15 protein-coding genes and 1 pseudogene are annotated in these 21,571 nt (G+C 59.4%); 8 read left to right on the top strand and 8 right to left on the bottom strand.

The window, feature by feature from the left end; all coding sequences use genetic code 11:
- Positions 1-91 precede the first annotated feature (91 nt).
- Genes nrdA through yfaE form a run of 3 tightly spaced genes read left to right on the top strand, consistent with a single transcriptional unit; the run spans position 92 to position 3,816 of the window.
- Positions 92-2,395, top strand: coding sequence for a class 1a ribonucleoside-diphosphate reductase subunit alpha (gene nrdA / locus V3390_RS07015; RefSeq protein ID WP_331703922.1), 2,304 nt, complete (start codon positions 92-94; stop codon positions 2,393-2,395).
- A gap of 5 nt (positions 2,396-2,400) precedes the next feature.
- The gene (gene nrdB / locus V3390_RS07010; RefSeq protein WP_331703921.1) at positions 2,401-3,504 is read left to right on the top strand and encodes a class Ia ribonucleoside-diphosphate reductase subunit beta; all 1,104 of its coding nucleotides are present in this window, start codon (positions 2,401-2,403) and stop codon (positions 3,502-3,504) included.
- A 6-nt stretch (positions 3,505-3,510) separates the two neighbouring features.
- The gene (gene yfaE / locus V3390_RS07005) at positions 3,511-3,816 is read left to right on the top strand and encodes a class I ribonucleotide reductase maintenance protein YfaE (protein ID WP_331703920.1); all 306 of its coding nucleotides are present in this window, start codon (positions 3,511-3,513) and stop codon (positions 3,814-3,816) included.
- A gap of 91 nt (positions 3,817-3,907) precedes the next feature.
- On the opposite strand, the gene V3390_RS07000 is transcribed toward yfaE, so the two are convergent.
- The 6 genes from V3390_RS07000 to cmk all read right to left on the bottom strand — a co-directional run bounded on the left by V3390_RS07000 (position 3,908) and on the right by cmk (position 11,107).
- Positions 3,908-5,827: a polysaccharide biosynthesis protein gene (locus tag V3390_RS07000; protein ID WP_331703919.1), complete on the bottom strand. Its 1,920-nt coding sequence runs from the start codon at positions 5,825-5,827 to the stop codon at positions 3,908-3,910.
- Between the two features lie 49 nt (positions 5,828-5,876).
- Positions 5,877-6,914, bottom strand: coding sequence for an MraY family glycosyltransferase (locus V3390_RS06995; RefSeq protein ID WP_331703918.1), 1,038 nt, complete (start codon positions 6,912-6,914; stop codon positions 5,877-5,879).
- Positions 6,901-8,079 carry a lipopolysaccharide assembly protein LapB gene (gene lapB / locus V3390_RS06990; protein WP_331703917.1) on the bottom strand — a complete coding sequence of 393 codons (1,179 nt, stop codon included), beginning with the start codon at positions 8,077-8,079 and terminating at the stop codon, positions 6,901-6,903. Before lapB ends, V3390_RS06995 begins: the two co-directional genes overlap by 14 nt.
- Positions 8,080-8,225: 146 nt before the next feature.
- Positions 8,226-8,525 carry an integration host factor subunit beta gene (locus V3390_RS06985; RefSeq protein ID WP_331688612.1) on the bottom strand — a complete coding sequence of 100 codons (300 nt, stop codon included), beginning with the start codon at positions 8,523-8,525 and terminating at the stop codon, positions 8,226-8,228.
- A gap of 89 nt (positions 8,526-8,614) precedes the next feature.
- Complete coding sequence (rpsA, locus tag V3390_RS06980; RefSeq protein WP_331688611.1) at positions 8,615-10,306, bottom strand: 30S ribosomal protein S1; 1,692 nt, start codon at positions 10,304-10,306, stop codon at positions 8,615-8,617.
- 129 nt (positions 10,307-10,435) lie between these two features.
- The gene (gene cmk, locus V3390_RS06975; protein WP_331704334.1) at positions 10,436-11,107 is read right to left on the bottom strand and encodes a (d)CMP kinase; all 672 of its coding nucleotides are present in this window, start codon (positions 11,105-11,107) and stop codon (positions 10,436-10,438) included.
- A gap of 151 nt (positions 11,108-11,258) precedes the next feature.
- Between cmk and ykgO the strand changes: the two genes are divergently transcribed.
- The 5 genes from ykgO to V3390_RS06950 all read left to right on the top strand — a co-directional run bounded on the left by ykgO (position 11,259) and on the right by V3390_RS06950 (position 15,109).
- Positions 11,259-11,384, top strand: a complete 126-nt coding sequence (ykgO, locus tag V3390_RS06970) for a type B 50S ribosomal protein L36 (protein ID WP_331688610.1) — start codon at positions 11,259-11,261, stop codon at positions 11,382-11,384.
- Between the two features lie 111 nt (positions 11,385-11,495).
- Positions 11,496-12,548, top strand: coding sequence for an agmatine deiminase family protein (locus tag V3390_RS06965; RefSeq protein WP_331703916.1), 1,053 nt, complete (start codon positions 11,496-11,498; stop codon positions 12,546-12,548).
- The gene (locus V3390_RS06960) at positions 12,545-13,432 is read left to right on the top strand and encodes a carbon-nitrogen hydrolase (protein WP_331688608.1); all 888 of its coding nucleotides are present in this window, start codon (positions 12,545-12,547) and stop codon (positions 13,430-13,432) included. The genes V3390_RS06965 and V3390_RS06960 overlap by 4 nt, the downstream gene beginning before the upstream one ends.
- On the top strand, positions 13,425-14,624 hold the full coding sequence (locus tag V3390_RS06955; RefSeq protein ID WP_331703915.1) for a TraB/GumN family protein: 1,200 nt from the start codon (positions 13,425-13,427) through the stop codon (positions 14,622-14,624). Before V3390_RS06960 ends, V3390_RS06955 begins: the two co-directional genes overlap by 8 nt.
- A gap of 107 nt (positions 14,625-14,731) precedes the next feature.
- Complete coding sequence (locus V3390_RS06950) at positions 14,732-15,109, top strand: helix-turn-helix domain-containing protein (protein ID WP_331703914.1); 378 nt, start codon at positions 14,732-14,734, stop codon at positions 15,107-15,109.
- Here the strand turns inward: V3390_RS06950 and V3390_RS06945 are convergent.
- Together V3390_RS06945 and V3390_RS06940 are read right to left on the bottom strand one after the other, a co-directional pair.
- The gene (locus V3390_RS06945; protein ID WP_331703913.1) at positions 15,086-18,190 is read right to left on the bottom strand and encodes an efflux RND transporter permease subunit; all 3,105 of its coding nucleotides are present in this window, start codon (positions 18,188-18,190) and stop codon (positions 15,086-15,088) included. The two genes, V3390_RS06950 and V3390_RS06945, sit on opposite strands and share 24 nt — an antisense overlap.
- Positions 18,191-18,195: 5 nt before the next feature.
- Positions 18,196-21,570 (bottom strand): annotated as a pseudogene (locus V3390_RS06940) (efflux RND transporter permease subunit); the annotation flags it as partial.
- Position 21,571 lies beyond the last annotated feature (1 nt).

Here is a 21,571-nt window from a genome sequence, read left to right as displayed (position 1 = left end):
AGTACATCCAAAAAATCCCACATCTGGGGCCTTGACGGCAGAATAAACCACAAGATATTGTGGTCTCTGTTTTGTCGTTCAGGATCCGGTCATGACCAAATTGGATGAAATCTCCGTTGCAGCCGCCACTCCGGTGCCGGGAGTCCGTAAACGCGACGGCCGCACGGAGCCCCTTCGTGAAGAGCGCTTGCTGCAGTTGCTGGAGACCGCTGCGCAGGGCCTATCGGGCGTGTCTGCCGAGCAGATTCTGGCCGATGCCCGCGTACAGTTCCACGACGGTTTAAGCACCGTTAATCTCCATGAGATCCTGATCAAGTCGGCAGCTGACCGGATCAGTGCCGCCCAACCCGACTACCAGTATCTGGCCGGCCGCCTGCTCATCGGCCAGTTGCGCAAGACCGCATACGGCCAATTTACGCCGCCCTCGCTGCTGGACCACGTCCGCACCCAAGTTCAGGCCGGGCGCTACGATGCCCATCTGCTGCGCGATTACTCCGAGGCCGAGTACGCCCAGCTCGATGCGATGCTGGACCACAACCGCGATCTGCAGTTCGCCTACGCCGCCGTGCGCCAGCTCGAGGGCAAGTACCTGGTCCAGAACCGCGTCACGCGTCAGGTCCACGAGTCGCCGCAGATGTTGTATCTGCTGATCGGCATGTGTCTGTTTGCCGAGTATCCGGCGGCCACGCGTCTTTCCACCATTCAACGTTTTTACGATGCGGTCTCGGGCTTTAAGCTGTCGCTGCCCACGCCGATCATGTCGGGTGTGCGCACGCCTTCTCGTCAGTTCAGCTCCTGCGTGCTGATTGAGTGCGATGACTCGCTCGATTCCATCAACGCCACCACCTCGGCCATCGTGCGCTACGTATCCATGCGTGCCGGCATCGGCATCAACGCCGGTCGAATCCGTGCCGTCGGCAGTCCGATCCGCGGTGGAGAAGCGCAGCACACCGGCATGTTGCCGTTCTTCAAGCTGTTCCAGAGCGCTGTGAAATCGTGCTCGCAGGGCGGCGTGCGTGGCGGTGCGGCCACCCTGTTCTATCCGCTCTGGCACCTAGAAGTCGAATCACTGCTGGTGCTCAAGAACAATCGCGGCGTCGAAGAAAACCGCGTCCGCCATATCGACTACGGCGTGCAGATCAACCGTCTGCTCTATCAGCGTCTGATCGAAGGCGGCAACATCACTCTGTTCTCGCCGCATGACGTACCGGGTTTGTACGATGCGTTCTTTGCCGACCAGGCCGAATTTGAACGACTGTACGCGCAGTACGAGGCCGACCCTTCGATCCGTAAGCGCTCGATTCAAGCCGTCGAACTGTTCTCGCTGCTAATGCAGGAACGCGCCGGTACCGGCCGCATTTACATCCAGAACGTTGATCACTGTAATACCCACAGCCCGTTTGATCCGCGCGTCGCTCCGATTCGCCAGTCCAACCTGTGTCTTGAAATTGCCCTGCCGACGCGACCGCTCAACGATCTGCACGACACCAGCGGCGAGATTGCGCTGTGTACGCTGTCTGCGTTCAACCTCGGCGCGATCGAATCGCTCGATGAACTCGAAGACCTGGCCGATCTCGCCGTGCGTTCGCTCGATGCATTGCTCGACTATCAGGACTACCCGGTCGAAGCCGCACGCGAGTCCAGCATGAAGCGCCGCACCTTGGGTATTGGCGTGATCAACTTTGCCAATTACCTGGCCAAGAACGGCGTCCGCTACAGCGATGGCTCGGCCAACGCGCTTACGCATCGTGCCTTCGAAGCGATTCAATATCACTTGCTCCGCGCCTCCAATCGTCTGGCAAAAGAACGGGGTGCCTGCCCGGCCTTCGACGAAACTACCTATGCGCAAGGCATTTTGCCGATCGACAGCTACAAGAAGGATCTCGATGCGGTTTGCAGTGAGCCGCTGCAGCTTGATTGGGAGACGCTGCGTCAGGACATCCGCAAGCACGGACTGCGCAACTCCACCCTGACGGCGCTGATGCCTTCGGAGACGTCGAGCCAGATCTCCAATGCGACCAACGGCATTGAGCCGCCGCGTGGTCTGGTCAGCGTCAAGCAATCCAAGGACGGCATTCTGCGCCAGGTAGTACCGGATATCCGCACGCTCGGCCATCAGTACGAGCTGCTGTGGGAGATCCCGGACAACGACGGCTATCTGCAGCTGGTCGGCATCATGCAGAAATTCGTGGATCAGGCGATCTCGGCCAACACCAACTACGATCCGCAACGTTTCGAAGGCGGTAAAGTCCCGGTGCGCGTACTGATCAAGGACCTGCTGACGGCTTACAAATACGGTCTCAAGACGCTGTACTACCACAACACCCGTGACGGCGCCGACGACGGTCAGCACGACATGGCCGATGACTGCGCCGGTGGCGCCTGCAAGATCTAATGTCCATGCGCTATAGCACTTTTCACCCGCACCACGCCGATCCACTGCGTCAGCCCTTGTTTCTGGGGGCCCCGGTCAACGTCGCACGCTACGACCAGCAACGCTATCCGGTCTTTGAGAAACTGATCGAAAAACAGTTGTCGTTCTTCTGGCGCCCTGAAGAAGTGGACCTCAGTCGCGATCGGATCGACTTTGCGTCGCTGTCCGATGCGGAGCGCCACATCTTTCTGAGCAACCTTAAATACCAGTCGCTGCTCGACTCCATCCAAGGTCGTAGTCCCAACGTGGCCTTTCTGCCGCTGGTCTCGTTGCCGGAGCTGGAAACATGGATCGAAACCTGGGCCTTCTCGGAAACCATTCATAGCCGCAGCTATACGCACATCATCCGCAACATCGTCAACGATCCGGCGCTGATCTTTGACGACATCACGCGCAACGAAGCCATCTTGCGTCGTGCCGCTGATATCGCCCGTCACTACGACGAAGTGATCATCGCCACTCGCCGCTTCGATGACGACCCGAGCGATACCAATCGTCTGGCGCTAAAGACCACGCTGTATCTGTGTGTCATGAGCGTCAACGTCCTTGAGGCCGTGCGCTTCTACGTCAGCTTTGCCTGCGCGTTTGCCTTTGCCGAACGCAAACTGATGGAAGGCAATGCCAAGATCATTCGCCTGATCGCCCGCGACGAGGCGCTGCATCTGTCGGGCACCCAGCACCTGCTGAACATCATGGCCCAGGGCGAAGACGATCCGGAGTTCGCACAGATCGCCCGCGATCAGCGCGAAGCCGCGCGCGATCTGTTTGCACAGGCCGCCGAGCAGGAGAAGCGCTGGGCACAGTTCCTGTTCAAGGATGGCCCGATGGTCGGCCTGAACACCGATGTGCTCTGTCGCTATGTCGAGTACATCACCAATGCCCGCATGACCGCGATCGGTTTGGAGCCTTTATTTGCCGATGCCAAGCGCAATCCGATTCCCTGGATTAACAGCTGGCTCGCTTCCGATACCGTGCAAGTCGCGCCGCAGGAAGTCGAAGTCAGCTCGTATCTGGTCGGACAGGTTGATGCAGATCTCTCGCGCGAGGAGTTCGGCGGCTTCCAGCTGTAACCCGGCATGCGCATCTACACGCTGGACACCAGTTTTGAACTGCGCGATGGCGAGACCCTGCTCGAGGGTCTGCTTCGCACCGGTCATCAGATCGACTACCAGTGCCGGTCCGGGTTTTGCGGCACCTGTCGTGTCAAGTTCACGACCGGACTGGTGGATTATCCGGAGCCGCCTCTGGCCTTCGTCGGGTTTGATGAAGTGCTGCCGTGCTGCTGTCGTGTGTTGGAGCCACTAACGGTGGACGTCGAACTGCAGCCTGCAGATGACCGTGAATCCCTATCCTTTACCGCGACCGCTGCAACGCCAACTTAAGCGCGTCGGCAGTCTGCGCCGCATGCATCGTGGCGCGGTAGTACGTTTGCGGTGTGGGCGGAATGGGAGCCGTCATGCTCCCATCTTCGCATTAACTGCGATGCGAGCGACGGGACTCGAACGGCACCACCGTGACGTAGTCACGGCGATCCTTACGTTGCGGATCGAGCTGCGGCTTGAACTCGCGAACGGCCTGTTTGAGCAGCTCCGCCAGACGATCCTCGTTGAACTGATCGGACTCGCGACGCATTTCCTCGAGCATGCGCATCAGCTCCTGCACCTGCAGATCACGCGGCATGGCCTGCAGAATCTTGGGGTGCGAAGTGGTGCGATAGGTCTCATCGGCATGGAATAGCGTTTCGTGCAGACGCTCACCCGGGCGCAGACCGGTATAGACGATGGCAATATCCTTGCCAGGCGTCTTGCCGGCGAGACGAATCATCTGCTCGGCCAGCACACGAATTGGCACAGGCTCGCCCATATCCAAAGTGAAGATGGCCTCTTGCTGACCCAACGCCATTGCCTGCAGGATCAGCAGACAGGCCTCGGGGATGGTCATAAAGTAACGCGTTACATCGGGATCGGTCACGGTCACCGGACCGCCGCGACGAATCTGCTCGCGGAACGTGGGCACTACCGAGCCGGCAGAATCCAGCACGTTGCCGAAGCGCACGGTCGTAAACCGCGTGGCCTGACCGCGGGCCAGCGCCTGACAGGCCATTTCCGCCAGACGTTTGGAGGCACCCAACACGTTCACCGGATCGACTGCTTTGTCGGTGGAGATCAGTACAAAATTGCTGACACCGGCCTCCAGACAGGAGCGTGCCACGGTCTCGGTTGCCAGCACATTGTTGCGGACGGCCTCACGCAAATGAGTCTCAAGCAAGGGCACTTGCTTGTAGGCAGCAGCATGGAACACGGCATCGGGGCGCGCTCGGCGCATGGCGTGAGCCATCAGGGCGGGATCGCCACAGCTACCCAGGAATTGCTGCACCTCGACATGCGGAAACTCGCGAGCCAATTGGGAACAGATGGTCATCATGGCCAGCTCATCGATCTCGACCAAGCTCAGCCGTATGGCACCGTTCCGTGCACTTTGGCGACACAATTCAGAACCGATCGAACCGCCGGCACCGGTGACCAGGACCGAGCGTCCACCCAACCAGCCGCGAATGGCCTTCCAGTCCGGCATTACCGGTTGGCGGCCGAGCAAGTCTTCGATGGCGAGCTCTTTAAGCTCACCCGGCAAGGAACGGCCTTCGAGCACGTCCTCAAGATTCGGTACGGTACGGAACGGCAGCCCGGTGGACTCACAGGCGGCCAGAATTCGCCGCGTGCCCTCACCGCTGACCGAAGGCATGGCGATGACGATCAGTTTAGTGGCCGTTTCACGGGCGACCGATGCGAGGTCATCGAGAGTGCCCAGCACCGGCAGGCCCTGCACCTTGACGCCACGCATACGCGGCGCATCGTCCAGGAAGCCGACCGGAACGAAATTACCGACCCGACGCATGTCGCGAACCAGGGCATCACCGGCCTGGCCGGCGCCCAGTATCAGAGTACGGACCGCATTGGCGTTACTGACGCGCGCAATATGATGGTCTTTATACGCGCGGTAGAACAGGCGCGGTGCGCCCAGGAACGCCGTCAGCGTAAAGGGATAACAGAGTAAAACCACCCGCGACACGGAGTCGAGGCGGTTGTACAGAAACAAGCCGAGCACGATCAGCAGCACGCCAATGGCACTGCCCTTAACGATGTTGGCAAAGTCCGGCATGCTCGCATAGCGCCACAGACCGCGGTAAAGGCCGACTCCCCACAGAACCAGGCCTTGCGTCAGCAGTACAAACGCGACAGTGGAATCAAACCAGCTATGGGGCAACGGGACGGCGTATGTGGTGGTGCGGATATATCCGAGACACGTCCAGACCAGCCACGTCATGAACAAGTCATGCGCAACCACTGCCGCCTTAGGCAACAGGTTCAGCAACTTGTCGGTTACCCGCCCCATGCTCTGCCGAAATGATACCGTGTAGTGAAACGACGAAACAGCTTAGTTATTATTTTGCCCAGCGCCGCTGCGTAACTAACCAAATACTAACGAGACAGATATACCAAAACGTAGCTGAACAGAGTGAGACAATTTCTTCACACCAAGTCAACCAAAGCGTGCCGACCGAGCCAATAGCGGCCAAAAGTACGTAACCCAGTGTGACTCTAGGGTGTCCGAAGCGCCGTGCCGCGACCTGGTAGCTGTGCTGCACATGCGGCATCCACCACGGCTCCCTGCGCAGAATCCGACGCCCCAAGGTCATGCTCGCGTCGACCAGGAACGGAGCGAAGGGCAAGCTGACCAGGATCGCGTTACGGGCCAGCCAGAACAGTGGTGATTCCTCAGCCTGTCCCTGCAGCATCGCCGGTACGGGCAATTGCAATACGGTTGCCATCGCAAGTGCCGCCACAGCAAAGCCCAAAGCTCCGCTGCCGACATCGCCCATAAATAGGCGCGCACGCGGAAAATTCCATGGCAAAAAGCCAATACAGGCGGCGGCCAGACCCACGGCTAACAGCGACCAGTAGTCGCCGGCCAGAAGTGCAGCCGGCACGACGGCCAGGACGGCGCTCGAGGCAGCAATGCCGTCAATGCCGTCCATAAAGTTCCAGACGTTAGTCAGCACCAGACACAGGGCAAATGCCAGCACGCCGGATGCGATCGCCACCGTGGTGTTGGCCACGGTTACTGCCAGGCCGACCGCAAACAGCAGCGACGCCAGCGCGTGCACCGCCAGACGGACTCGCGGCGACAGGGGGCGATGGTCGTCGACCCAGCCGATACCCCCGACCAGCACAACGCCAATGGCAAACGCAGCGAACGGCGGATCAAAGATAAAGCGGCGCAAGACTAGCATGACCAGGCCCAGGGTCAGCACGATGCCGATGCCGCCACCGCGGACAGTGGTCTGGGTATGGCTACGGCGCTCGCCGGGTTCGTCTACTAAGCGAGCGCGGCGTCCGTACAGAAAGGCCACGCCGGTCAGGATTAAGGACGCAACTGCAAACGCACAGGCAAACAGTAAGACGGGATCAGACCAGGGCATAGTTCAGCACGGGTTTGACTGTGCCCCAGGCGCGGCAGCTCGGGCATTGCCAGTGGTGAGTACGGGCGCCAAAGCCGCAGCTCTTGCAGCGATAGCTCGGATTGCGGACCAGCAGCTGGTCGGTGATGCCGCGCAGTTCCTCGAGCGTACGAATCGGTTCGGCCCCATCGGCAAGTGTCAGATCGATCAGGGCCGCTTCGCCACGAACGGAGGGCCGGTTCTTGAGTTCCTTAGCCAGATACTCACGCGCGGCGGGGACCCCCTGCTCCTCTTCGACCATGCGGGTCAGTGCCAGCACCGGCGCAACGCCCTTGTAATGCTCGGCGATGGCGCTCAGGAACGATTTGGCACCTACAAAATCATTGCGGCGGCGATAGGCCGCCAACATGTCGGGCAGCACCTCGGGCAGATAGTCCGGATCGGCTTTTGTCACCCGTTCGAAGGCACGAATGGCGCCGGCATCGTTCCCGTCCCGAATGGCCATGCGGCCTTCGATCATGCCGGCACGCGGCGAATCGGAATCGGCATCGTAAGCACGCTGCACCGACTGGCGTGCGGAATCGCCATCACCGGCAGCCAACTGACGTTCGGCCAGTTCGCACTCGAACTGTGCCACCAGGCGACCCAGATTTTCACCGGTAGCGGCTTCGTACTGGTGCGCGACCTTAATTGCCTTGGACCACTCGCGCTCACTTTCGTAAATGCCCATCAGATGCTTAAGCGCCTGCGGAGCACGACCATCGAGCGCGACCAGATCGGAATAGACGGTCTCGGCGCGATCGAGCAGGCCGGACTTCATGTAGTCTTCGCCCAGAGCGAGCAAAGCCTGGATCCGTTGGGCATCGGTGATGTCAGTACGTTGCACAAGGCCCTGGTGCAGTCGAATAGCGCGATCGACCTCACCGCGACGACGGAACAGATGTCCCAGCGCCACTTGCGTCTCAAAGGTCTCTTTATCGAGTTCCGCAATATGCAAAAACAGCTCGATGGCCTTGTCGGGCTGCTCATTCAGCAGATAGTTCAGACCCCGAAAATAGGTACTGGAAAGCTGACTGACCTGTGTATCTTTATGGAACTCGCCACCGCGACGTCCCACAATCCAACCGATCAATCCTGCCGCCGGTATCAGCAGCAGAAACCAGAACCATTCGTCTAAAAATTCCATTTACATAGTGTAGTGCACGATCTGCACTTTAGGCACGAGGTCCGCACCGGTACGAAGGCATCGCCGAGTACCGACCAAAAAAAAGGAACCCGAGGCTCCTTTTCAACGACTTCAATTGCTTATGCGGTCACTTCACTCTATCCGACTCATTCCTCGGGCAGCGGTTCCACCATGGCAACGCGTTCGCGCAGCTCTTTGCCCGGCTTGAAATGCGGCACGTGCTTAGAAGCCAACGCAACCGATTCACCTGTCTTGGGATTGCGACCCAGACGCGGCGGACGAAAGTGCAGATTGAAACTGCCAAAGCCACGGATCTCGATGCGTTCACCGCGCGCCAACGTCGCCGCCATCATATCCAGAATGGATTTGACGGACAGGTCAACGTCCTCGGCCTTGAGATGGCCTTGCTTGCGGGACAGAATTTCGATCAGTTCGGACTTGGTCATTGCGCGCGACGGCTACCGCACACTAGTGCAGAAGGCGGCCCGGCATGTGCCGGACCGCCACTGCGTTTTGCGTGCAGACAGGAGCCGAATTACTCGGCCTTGTCGCCGCCCAGTTGTTCGCGCAGCAGCGCGCCCAGCTGGGTGGTACCCGAAGCGGCTTCAGCCGTCTTGCGGTTGTAGTCAGCCAGAGCTTCCTGCTCTTCGGCCTGGTCCTTGGCGCGGATCGACAGCTGCATGGCGCGGCTCTTGCGATCGGTACCGATGACCTTGGCTTCGACGCTGTCGCCGACCTTGAGGATGTGCGAAGCGTCATCGACGCGCGACGACGAGATGTCGCGCGCAGCGAGGTAACCTTCAACGCCACCTTCCAGATCGATCACGGCGCCGCGTGCATCGACTTCACGCACGGTGCCGCGGACGATCGAGCCACGCGAGTTCGAAGCCTGGAACTGACCCATCGGGTCCTGTTCCAGTTGCTTGACGCCCAGCGAGATGCGTTCACGTTCCGGATCCACTGCCAGGACGACGGCTTCGAGCGTGTCGCCCTTCTTGTAGTTGCGGACGACTTCTTCGCCGTCGTTCGACCAGCTGATGTCGGACAGGTGAACCAGACCGTCAATGCCGCCGTCGAGACCGATGAAGATACCGAAGTCGGTGATGGACTTGATTTGGCCTTCGACCTTGTCACCCTTCTTGTGGGTAGCAGCAAAGGTTTCCCACGGGTTCGAGGTCACTTGCTTCATGCCCAGCGAAATGCGACGACGTTCTTCGTCGACATCGATGACCATGACCTGGACTTCGTCACCGACCTGGACGATCTTGGCGGGGTTGACGTTCTTGTTAGTCCAATCCATTTCGGACACGTGGACCAGACCCTCGACGCCCGGTTCGATTTCAACGAACGCACCGTATTCGGTGACGTTGCTGACCTTACCGAAGGCACGGGTGTTGGCCGGGTAGCGACGAGCGATGTTATCCCACGGATCTTCGCCCATTTGCTTGAGGCCCAGCGAAACGCGGTTGCGTTCGCGGTCGTACTTGAGGACGCGGACGTCGAGTTCCTGACCGACTTCAACGACTTCGGACGGATGGCGCACGCGCTTCCATGCCATGTCGGTGATGTGCAGCAGGCCATCGATACCGCCCAGATCAACGAACGCACCGTAATCGGTGAGGTTCTTGACCACGCCCTTGAGCACGGCGCCTTCAACCAGCTTGCCCAGCAGCTCTTCGCGATCTTCCGAATGTTCGGTTTCGACCACGGCGCGGCGCGACACAACGATGTTGTTGCGCTTGCGATCCAGCTTGATGAGCTTGAATTCGAGTTCTTTGCCCTCGAGGTACGACGAGTCGCGGACCGGACGCACATCGACCAGGGAGCCCGGCAGGAAGCCGCGCACGTCCTTGATGTCGACGGTGAAACCGCCCTTGACCTTGCCGCTGATGCGACCGGTGATGGTGTCGTTGTTTTCGAGCGCTTGCTCGAGTTCGTCCCACACCATGGCACGCTTGGCTTTTTCGCGCGAGAGCACGGTTTCGCCGAAGCCGTTTTCGATGGAGTCAAGGGCAACCTTAACCTGGTCGCCGATACCGACATCGATTTCGCCGGCGTCATTACGGAACTGTTCGATCGGAACAATGCCTTCGGACTTCAGGCCGGCGTTGATGACGACCACATCGCCACGGACATCGACGACGGTGCCGGTGACGATAGCGCCAGGCTTGAGGTTGGTCAGGAATTGCTGGCTTTGTTCAAACAGCTCTGCAAAGGATTCAGTCATTGATGAAATACTCAAAAAAGGAACAGGCCTGTCGGACTCCGCGTTCAATGGCACACGGCGACAAACCCACCAGGGTTAAGATGATGCGACAACCGCCGCCGCCGGAATGACGGGACGGACCGGAATCTACTAAGAGCGAACCACGCTTAGGACTTGCTCGACCACCTCTTGGATGGACAGCCCGGTGGTGTCGACATGTGCGGCATCAGGTGCCGGACGTAACGGCGCCACGGTGCGCTGTGAATCGCGCGCATCCCGGGCGAGGATCTCCCGCAGTAGGCCGTCGATTGTAACGGAAACTCCCTTATCAATCAACTGCTTATAGCGCCTTTCGGCCCGCTCCTTGGCACTGGCGGTCAGAAAGACCTTGTAACGGGCATTCGGGAAAATCACGGTACCCATGTCCCGGCCGTCGGTGACCAGCCCCGGTTCGCGGGCAAAACGACGCTGCCGCTCGACCAGAGCCGAACGGACTTCGGGGATTGCAGCGATGGCCGAAGCCGCCGCGCCGGCGGTTTCGGTACGCAATTCGAGCGTCGCATCGGCCCCGTTGACCAGGATTTTCAACTCGTGGCCGGGCTCATCGACAAATCGGATATCGGTGTCAAAGGTGCAGCGCACCAGGGCACTGGGGTCGGCCAGATCCACATCGGCCCAGCCTGCAGCTACCGCCACGGCACGATACAATGCCCCTGAATCCAGGTAGTGCCAGCCAAGTTGCTGGGCCACGATGCGGCTGATGGTGCCCTTGCCGGACCCGCTTGGGCCGTCAATCGTAAGAATGGGTGTGCTGTCTTCAATCATCGGGACATTATGCGGATTCGTAATTCATCTGCTAAGCACTTGAATTGAAAATATTTTTGATACATAATGTTGGGCTTACTGCGGGTCCAGGTGCTGGCTGGCAGTAATGTCATCCACTATTTTTCTAAGATTCTGCCGAGGTTATGTCATGAAGGTGTTGTCCTCCCTGAAGTCGGCGAAGACCCGTCACCGCGACTGCAAGGTGGTTCGCCGCCGCGGTAAGGTCTTCGTGATTTGCAAGACCAATCCCCGTTTCAAGGCTCGCATGCGCTAATCCGCGCGCACTTTGTAACAAAGTGATTATCAAACCGCCCGTTCATCGGGCGGTTTTTTTATTGCCGCGGCTGTCCGTACAATGGAGCCTGACTGGAGCATTCCCACCGCAATGACTGACAAAACCTTTCGCTTTCCCGCCGAATGGGAACCCCAAGACGCCATCCTGATTGCCTGGCCTACGGAACAGACCGACTGGGCTGATCGTCTGGGTGAGGTCGAAGAGACCTATATCGCCCTGGTACAGGCCATCACCCGCTATCAGCCGGTGCTGATCGTAGCGGCCGATGACGACATCGAGTCCTATGCGCAAGCACGCCTGAGCTCTAATCGCGTGGACATGCAGCGAGTCAAGTTCCTGCAGGCTCCCTACGATGACACTTGGCTGCGCGACACCGGCCCGATTACTCTGCGTGACGGCGATCGCTTCCTGACGCTTGATTACCGCTTCACCGGCTGGGGCGGCAAGTTCGGCGCCTCGCAGGATGACCTGCTGGTGCAGCGTCTGAGCGAACAGCGCACATTCAATCAGGACCGTTTGGAAAGCGTTGATTTTGCGCTCGAAGGCGGCGCCATTGAAACCGACGGTGCCGGCACCCTGCTCTCCACCTGGACCTGCCTGCAGACTCGCCATCCCGACCGGTCACGCGATGAGGTCAATGCCATCCTGCAATCGACTCTGAATCAGGACCGCATTCTGTGGCTCGACAACGGCTATCTCGAAGGCGATGACACCGACGCACACATTGATACGCTGGCACGTTTTGCCGGTGCCGATCGCATCGTGTATCAGTCCTGCGACGACGCAAATGACACGCACTTTGAGCCGCTGCAAGCCATGGCCGCAGAGCTCGCCGCATTCCGTACCACCGACGGCCAGCCGTATCAGCTGTTCGCCCTGCCCTGGGCCGATCCGATTCTGGACGAAGGCCGTCGCCTCGCTGCATCGTACGCGAACTTCCTGATCGTCAACGGCGCCGTGATCATGCCCGGCTACGGCGATGTCAAAGATGCGCAGGCTGTTGCAGTCATGCAGCAAGCCTTCCCGCAACATGAAATTGTGCAAGTCAATTGCCGTCCGCTGATCTGGCAGAACGGTAGCCTGCATTGCATCACCATGCAAATGCCGCGCGGCAGCGTGGCCGACAAGGTTCTGAACTCATGAGCAAGTACAGCAAACTCCCCGTCGCACTGATCCAGGACCGTAATCAGGGCGGTGCCGAAGAGAATCTCGCGCACATCGAAAGCAAAGTTGCCGAGGCCGCCGGTAACGGTGCCAAGCTGATTCTGCTGCAGGAACTGCACAACGGCCCGTATTTCTGCCAGCACGAAGACGTGGCCGAATTTGATTTGGCCGAGCCGATTCCGGGCCCCTCGACTGAGCGCCTGTCGAAACTGGCTAAGCAGCATGGCGTCGTACTGGTCAGCTCGCTATTTGAAAAGCGCGCGGCCGGTCTGTATCACAACACGGCGGTTGTCTATGACGCCGACGGTTCGATTGCCGGCAAGTATCGCAAGATGCACATCCCCGACGATCCGGGTTTTTACGAAAAGTTTTATTTCACGCCGGGCGATCTGGGCTTCGAACCCATTGATACGTCGGTGGGTCGTCTCGGCGTTCTGGTCTGCTGGGATCAGTGGTACCCTGAGGGCGCGCGTCTGATGGCCTTGGCCGGTGCGGAACTGCTGCTGTATCCGACCGCCATCGGTTGGGATCCCTCGGACAGTGACGACGAAAAGGATCGCCAGCGCGATGCATGGATTCTGTCGCATCGCGGCCACGCTGTGGCTAACGGCCTGCCGGTGCTGTCGTGCAACCGCGTCGGTCACGAAACATCGCCTCTGGGCGCTACCGGTATCGATTTCTGGGGCCACTCCCATGTACTCGGCCCGCAAGGCGAGTTCCTGGCGCAAGCCGGCACCGACCCGACCATTCTCTACGCCGAAGTCGATATGCAGCGCAGCGAGCACGTGCGCCGCATCTGGCCGTTCCTGCGTGATCGTCGCATTGATGCCTACCAGGACCTGCTGAAACGTTACCGTGACTGATACGACCGCCTGGCTGCAGGATCAGCCGCACGAAATCATCGAGCGCGATGGCATTCGCTATACGGTTCTCGGAACCGCCCATGTCTCCGCACGCAGTGCCGAGATTGTCCGTGAACTGATTCGCACCGGCGCATACGACGGCGTGGCCGTCGAACTGGATGCCAATCGCCTGCAAGCGATGCAGGATCCGGATCGCATGGCCCGCACCGATCTGGTGCAAGTCATTCGCGAAGGCAAGACCGCCCTGTTCGCCGCGCATCTCGCGCTGTCAGCCTATCAGCGTCGGATGGCCGAGAAGTTGCAGATCGAACCCGGCGCCGAGCTGATTGCCGCTGTTAACGCAGCCAATGAAATGGGCCTGCCGGTCACGCTGATCGATCGGGATATCGGCGTGACGTTCAAGCGTACGTCGCAGGCTCTGGGCTGGTGGGATCGCGCCAAGTTGAGTTCGGGCCTGTTGGCCGGCATCGTCACCGACGAGGACATCAGCGATGATGACATTGAGAGACTCAAGGAAGGCGACGTACTCGAAGCCTCGTTCAATGAGTTCGCCGCGGAATCGCCGATTATCTATCAGCACGTGATTGCCGAACGCGATGAGTACATGGCCTGCGCCCTGCGCGAGATGCAAGGTCCTCGCAACGTACTGGCCGTGATTGGCGCCGGACACCTGCAGGGTATGAGCGAACATCTGCGCACCGACACGAGTGCACCGGAACCACGACGACTTGCACTTTCGGAAACCAAACCCAAGAGCAACATCCCGTGGATGACGATCATTCTGGCCGTGTTCCTGGCCGGTGGTTTTGCGATCGGTTTCGCGCAAGGCGGATACCAGGTCGGTTCCGAGCTGATCCTGCGCTATGTTCTGTTTGCGATGGCAGGTGGTGCCCTCGGTGCTCTGGCTGCAGGTGGGCATCCGCTCAGCATCCTGGGCGGCGCCCTGTCCTCACCACTGACACCGCTGCATCCGGCGCTGGCCTCAGGAACGGTCAGCGCTCTGATTGAGGCCTGGATCCGCAAGCCGACCCATGCAGACTTCATGGCGTTGCGGCAGGACGTGCAGACGATCGGTGGCTGGTGGCGCAATCGGGTTGCCCGCACGCTGGTTAATTTCTTCCTAACCAGCCTTGGCACGGCCGTGGGCGTGTGGGCCGCAACAGCCCGCATGATCGGACAATTAGTGAGTTAATTTCACGAACTACTGCTATAGCAGTAGTTATCAGAGGCTATTCCAATACGACAGGAGAAATGTTCGGACTTACCTTGGTTTAATGAAAGGTTATTCCCGCATTTTCCATGCCCGACTTCGGTAACCGGCTGCGCAAGGCACGCCTTGATGCCCGATACACCCAGACGACGTTGGCCCTGGAATTGGACATTTCGCCGACGCAGATCTCTGCGTGGGAGAACAACCGTGAGACGCCGAGCTTCCGCCACCTCGAGAAGCTATCGCGTGTGCTGACCGTGAGTCTGGACTGGCTAATTCTCGGCGTTGGCCCGGCGATTCCCGCGTATCTGAGCGTGCAGGAATCACCCGATCCTAATCATGCCGCCGCATCACTGCCGATGCTGTCGCCTGAGCAAGCCGGCAAGGTGCTGCGAGAACTTGGCGATGCCGACCGTGAAATGCTGCAGCGACTGGTCCTGCGACTAGCTACCGGCAGCAGCGGCTGAAGCCGCGGCGCGGCGGCGCCAGCTACGGGCACGCGTCAGCATGCCCTCGTTGCGATGTCCCAAGTCATCGAGGATCGCGTAGATGGTGGGCAGGAACAGCAGACTCACCAAGGTCGAGAACGACAGACCGCCGGCGATAGCACGCGCCATCACAAAGTACTCAATCCCGTTGCCGTTGCCGCCACCGCGTTCAATGGACAGCGGCACCATGGCCAGAATCGCCGTACCCATGGTCATCAGAATCGGGCGCAGACGTTCCTTTGAGCCTTCGACCAATGCATCGGTCCGATTCATGCCGCTCCGGCGCAGATTGTTGATGTGCTCAATCATGACGATGCCGTTGTTCACTACCACGCCCATCAGCACCAGAATGCCGATGAAGGCCATGACCGAGAACGTCGTACCGGTGAGCATAAACAGCCAAAACACGCCGAGCACCGAGAACACCACGCCGCTCATGATGGCCGACGGGAACAGCAGCGATTCGAACACGGCAGCCATCACCACGTAGATCATAACCAGTGCCAGCAGCAGATTGAACATCATCTGGCCCATGGCCTCGTCATCGCGCTGAAATGCAGAACCCTCAAAGTTGTAGCCGTAACCCGGTGGGAAGGCCACCGATTTGAGTGTGTCTTCAAGTGCCTTACGCGCTTCCGGCACGGTGGCTTTGGGAGCCAGTTCGCCGGTCAGCGTAATGGTAGTGCGACGATCGACGCGATTAATAGTCGTTGCCGTCGGTACGACATTCACGCGGACGACGCTCAGCAAGGGCACTGTACGGCCATCGGAGCTGATGATATTGAAGCCGGCCATGTCGGCAGTCGTGCGCTTTTCAGAACCTTCGAAACGGACCCACACCGGTACTTCGACATCGTCCTGGCGATAGGATCGCAACACCGCGCCGCGCAGGGCAATACCGATAAAGCGCGAGACCTCGTCTGCAGACAGCCCGAACGCGGCGGCCCGATCACGATCGACACTGACATTCATTTCAGTCAGTCGCGACATGTTGTCAATGCGCAGATCGCGAATCGAAGGAATTCGTCGCAGGATCGGCAGGATGTCATCGGCCACTTCACGAATCTGGCCGACCGAATCACCGGTCAGATGGACCTGGATCTTGTCCTGGCCACCGCCACCACTATCACCGGCACCGCTGACGTTGATGTCGGCAATGGCGGACTTGGGCAACTCCTTGGAAATGCGTTCGGCAATCGCCTTGGTGTCCTTGGTGCCGTCTTCAAAGGTCAGATTGATACTGGACCCGCCAAAGGTATCGCCGCCGCCATCCTGGTAGTAGGCGTAAACCTGCTTGATCTTGTATTCCTTGCGATGGGCCTGCAGGAACTCCTCGGCTTTGGCCAGTTCGGACGAAATCTGTTCCTTTGTATACGCACCCTTGAACTCGTAGTCGAGATAGATCTCACTGCCGCCATTGTCATTGAACATGTTGACCTTGGTCAGCACAATCGGAATGATGCTGATGAGCAGGACGAGCAGCATCGCCAACAGACTCAAGCCACGATGGCGCAGTGACTGCCGCAGCAGTTTGGCGTAGGCCTGTTGCAGGCGGTAAATCACACCCTGATTGCTGTGCACTGCCGGTGGCGTCTTCATGCGCGCAGCCAGCATCGGAATCAGACTAATGGCGACCAGCCACGATGCCAGCAGCGATACCGAGATGGTCGCCGCAATCTGTGACATGAAGATGCTGATCTGGTTGCGCTCGCCGAACAGGTTCGGCACAAACACGATGCAGTGGCAGAGCGTGCCGGCCGACAGCGCAATCGCCACGTTACGGGTGCCGATGATGGCCGCACGCTGCGGATCACCGGGCATGCGCTCGCGTTCCTGGTAGATACTCTCGACCACTACCACCGCGTTATCGACCAGCATGCCGACCGCCAGCAACAGTCCCATCATGGTCAGGATGTTGAGGCTCAGACCCGCAAAATACATAAAGCCCAGCGTCATCACAAAGCAGATGGGAATCGCGGTCGATACCATCAGTGTCGAAGGCCAGTGCCGCAGGAAAAAGAACAGCACCGCGGTGGACAGGAACAGGCCGACCAGTCCGGCCTCGGCCAGATCTGTCAGTGATTTGGTGACATCTTCGCCCTGATTACCCACCACCTTGATGTCAATGCCGCGCAGTTCGGGATCCGAACCCAGCGTCTCAATCTCGCGCATGACCGCACCGGTGGTGTTCACCAGATTCGCATCGCGGGATTTAAAGACGTCAATACCGATGGCAGGTCGGCCGTTGATGCGACGGCCCGAATCCAGACGCGCCGGCTTGAGCTGCACATCGGCCACATCACGTAAACGCACGCCGCGTGAATTGAGCACCAGATCGGCGTAATCATCAAGCTTGCGCACTTCGCCCTGCGGCTGAATCCGATAGCGCGTATTGCCGTCGGTAATCACACCACCCGATAGGGAGAAGTTCATCGTCTGCAATCGGCTGGCGAGTGCATTTAGAGTGAGTCCGTTGGCAGTCAGCCGGTCCGGATGGACCGAGATTTCCACTTCGTTGGGCATAGCGCCGGAAATGGACACGCGGGCCACGCCATCAATGCGTTCAATACGTCGCTTGATGCGCCGGTCTATCAGTTCGTACTGCCGACTCAGATCGCCCTGTCCTGCCAGGCGAATGCGTAACACCGGCTCATCAGACGTGGAAAACTTGAGAATCTGATAGCGCTGAAAATCCGCCGGCAACTGATCGCGAATGGCATCCATCTTCTCGCGCGCCTCGGCGGCGAACAGGGAGATGTCCTTGCTCCAATCCTTAAAGAACAATCCGACAAAGGCCCCTTCGCTGGTGGCCTGGCCGTTCATGGACTTGACGCCGGGGATCGTGGATAAGGCCTCTTCGGCAGGACGCACCAGAGCGCGTTCGGTCTCCTCGGGTGTGGAGCCCTGGTAACCCATGGAGACGCCAACAAACGGGAACGAAATATCGGGCAGCTGCTCCAAGGGCAAGCGCACGGCCGATACCAGTCCGATCACCAGCATGGACACGAAGAACATGATGGTGGTAATGGGCCGCCGCAGGCTGAACTCAGTCAAGCTCATTGACGACGGCTCTCCATCAGGCGATACGCCACAGGAATCACAAACAGCGTCAGCAAGGTCGAGACCAGCAAGCCGCCCATTACAGTGATGGCCATCGGTGAGCGCACTTCAGCGCCCTGCCCCATCGCAATCGCCAATGGCAGGAAGCCGAACAGCGAACACAGGGTCGTCATCACAATGGGACGCAGACGGGAGCGCGCGCCGGCGGTGATCGCTTCGTCCAGGGCCATACCATCAGCACGCAGCTGATTGATCCGGTCGATCAGAATGATGGCGTTCTTTGTTACCAGACCGACCAGCAGAATCAGTCCGATAAACACCACTACGGAAATCGAATTTCCGGTTAGGAACAATGCCCATACCGCACCGACCATGGCCAGCGGAATCGTAAACAGAATGACGAAGGGATGGCGCAGCGACTCAAACTGCGATGCCATCACCAGATACACCAGGAACACCGCCAGAGCGAACGCAAACAGCAACGAGCGGGTCGACTCCTGCAGCTCCGCACCCTGCCCGCCAATATGGATGGCGGTATCCGCACCCAACGGCTGCCGCTCAACCATGGCATTGACCTCGCGCACTGCAGCGCCCAAATCAATGCCGCGCAGGGTGGCACTTACCACGGCTACGCGTTGCTGGTCGGCACGGTGAATTTCCGAAGGACCCTCGGTGCTGACGATGTCCGCCACACTCGACAGCGTGATGGTACGACCCGAAGGCGTGGACACGACCAGGTCGCGAATTGCATCTACCGAGTTGCGCTCGTTTTCGTTGGCGCGCACCAGCACATCAATCTTGCGATCGCGGAAGCTGTAGCGCGTCGCGACCTCACCGGCGACCTGGCGCACCACGGCATCGGCAATCTGACGCGAAGTTAAGCCCAAAGCCGCTGCACGCGCTTCGTCAAAGTGAATCTGGACCTCAGGGAAGCCCTGCTCGACGGTGGATTTGACGTCTGCATAGTGCTCGTTCTCTCGCAGCATCGCCGCCATGCGCTGACCTGCTCGACGAATCGTTTCCAGATCGTTGCCGGAGATTTCAATCTCCAGTGGCGTCGAGAAGGAGAACAGCTGCGGCCTGGCAAAGGTCACCTGCGCGTTCGGATAATTACGCAAGGAACGACGCATCGACTGCGTGACGTCGGCTTCGACCTTGGCCGAACCGCCATCAATCATCAGGATGCTGATTTTGCCGATGTTTTCGCCGCTCTCGGTCGGATTGGCATCCAGACGCGTACCGGTACCGGAGACGCCGTACAGAGCACGCACACCGGCCTCCTTGCCGTGTGCCACCTGCAGATCGCGGACCATGGCATCGGTGCGTTGCAGCGGAGTGCCGGGCGGCAGCTTCATGGTCAGGTCAAACCGATCCTGCGCCAGCTGCGGAATCAGGTCGGTACCCAGCATCGGCACAATCAGCATGCTCAAGGCAAACACACCGGCGGCCACGCTCAAGACCAGACGCGGTCGAGTCAATGCCGAAGGCAGTGCCGCAAAGTAACGGCCTTCGAGCCAGTGATACGGACGCATGGCCAGATCACTGAATTTACCCATGACCGGGGCGACGACGCGGTTCAGACCATTCCAGATGCGGAACGCCAGCCAGTACAGCGCAAACTGCACCGCGCCGAAGATCTTGCCGATCCAGCGACCGACGAACGCAAACGGCTGTTGCCAGCGTTTAGTCGGTTGCCATTGCGGATGCGCAGGCTCCACTGGATAGGCCATGGGTGAGCGGGCCTTTAGCGCACTCAGCATGGGGATCAGAGTCATGGAGACCACCAGCGAGATCGCAATGGCGATGGCAATGGTCAGCGCCTGATCGCGGAACAGTTGCCCGGCCACGCCTTCGACAAACACCAGCGGCAGAAACACGGCAATGGTCGTCAAGGTGGAAGCGACGACTGCCAGCGACACCTCACGGGTACCTTGAATTGCCGCCTCAAGCACACCCAAGCCACGCTCGCGCGCCTTGGCAATACTTTCCAGTACCACGATGGAGTCATCGACCACCAGGCCGGTCGCCAAGGCCAAGCCACCTAACGACATCACGTTCAAGGACAGTCCGAGCTGCCCCATGAAAAAGAACGTGGTGATAATCGAGACCGGCAGGCTCAAGCTGATGACAAAGGTACTCCAGCCATCGCGCAGGAACAGAAAGATAATCAGAATGGCCAGTACCGCGCCGATCACTGCATCGAGTTTGACGTCACCAATGGCGTGACGGATAAACTGCGACTGGTCTTCGATGGTGGTGACCTCAAAGCCCTTGGGCAGTTCCTTACGGATGATCTCGAGACGTTGCATCAGCGCATCGGCGGTGGCGACCGTATTCGCATCGCCTTCCTTATAAATTGCCAGCTCCACAGTCTCACGACCGTTGAGACGGATGATCGCTTCACGTTCCTTGTACGACTGCCGCACCGTGGCGACATCGCCCAGGCGAATGGCCTTGCCGCCCCCGGGCGTTGCATCGCTCGATGAACTCGCCGATTGCGCCGACGACGCAGCCGCCAAGGCCGCGGAATTGCCCTGCGCCGCGGCCAGCGATGCAACTTGGGCTAACGCATCCTGCGATGCGTTACCGGTCTGAGCCTGCGTGGTGATCAGCAGATTGCGCAGATCATCAAGCGACTGAAACTCGTTGACGGTACGCACCAGATAACGTTGCGTGCCCTCCTCGATGCGGCCGCCCGAGAGATTGACGTTTTCGGCCTGCAATCGGTTGATCACCGTTTCCGGCGAAATATGCAGGGCCGCCAGACGCTTCGGGTCGAAATCCACCTGGATCTCGTCCTCGAGACCGCCACCGACCTTGACGGCGGCAACGCCATCGACAGGTTCCAGTTTCTTGCGCAGATCATCGTCAGCGAAACGGCGTAGCTCCATCAGCTGCATGATCGGATCGGACGAATCGGGCTCCGTCAGTGCCAGTCGCATGATTGGCTCGGTGGAAGGATTGAAGCGCAGCACCACCGGCGACTTGGCCTGCAGAGGCAGACTCACAGAGTCGAGTTTGTCACGCACATCGAGACCGGCACGATCCATGTCCGTGCCCCAGGCATATTCGAGCACGATGTCACTTTGATTCGCACGCGACACCGACTTGATCTTGCGCAGGCCCTTGACCACACCGAGTGCTTCTTCGAGCGGCTCGCTGATCAGCGTCTCCACCTCGGTCGGTGCCGCGCCGGTGTACTCGGTGCGTACCGTCAGCGTGGGATAGCTCATATCGGGCAGCAGATTGACCTTGAGCGCGCCCAGTGCAATCAGACCGAACAGCACCAGCGTCAGGGTCATCATCGCCACGGTTACGCGACGACGCGTCGAGAATTCCACCACATCAAAGGAACGCGGCTGATGGGAATCAAAGCTCACT

Source organism: Aquilutibacter rugosus (assembly GCF_036541335.1).
In the GTDB taxonomy this organism is placed as follows: domain Bacteria; phylum Pseudomonadota; class Gammaproteobacteria; order Xanthomonadales; family Xanthomonadaceae; genus Aquilutibacter; species Aquilutibacter rugosus.
The sequence above is the reverse complement of the archived record's forward strand: the minus strand, read 5'-3'. Positions and strand labels throughout refer to the sequence as shown.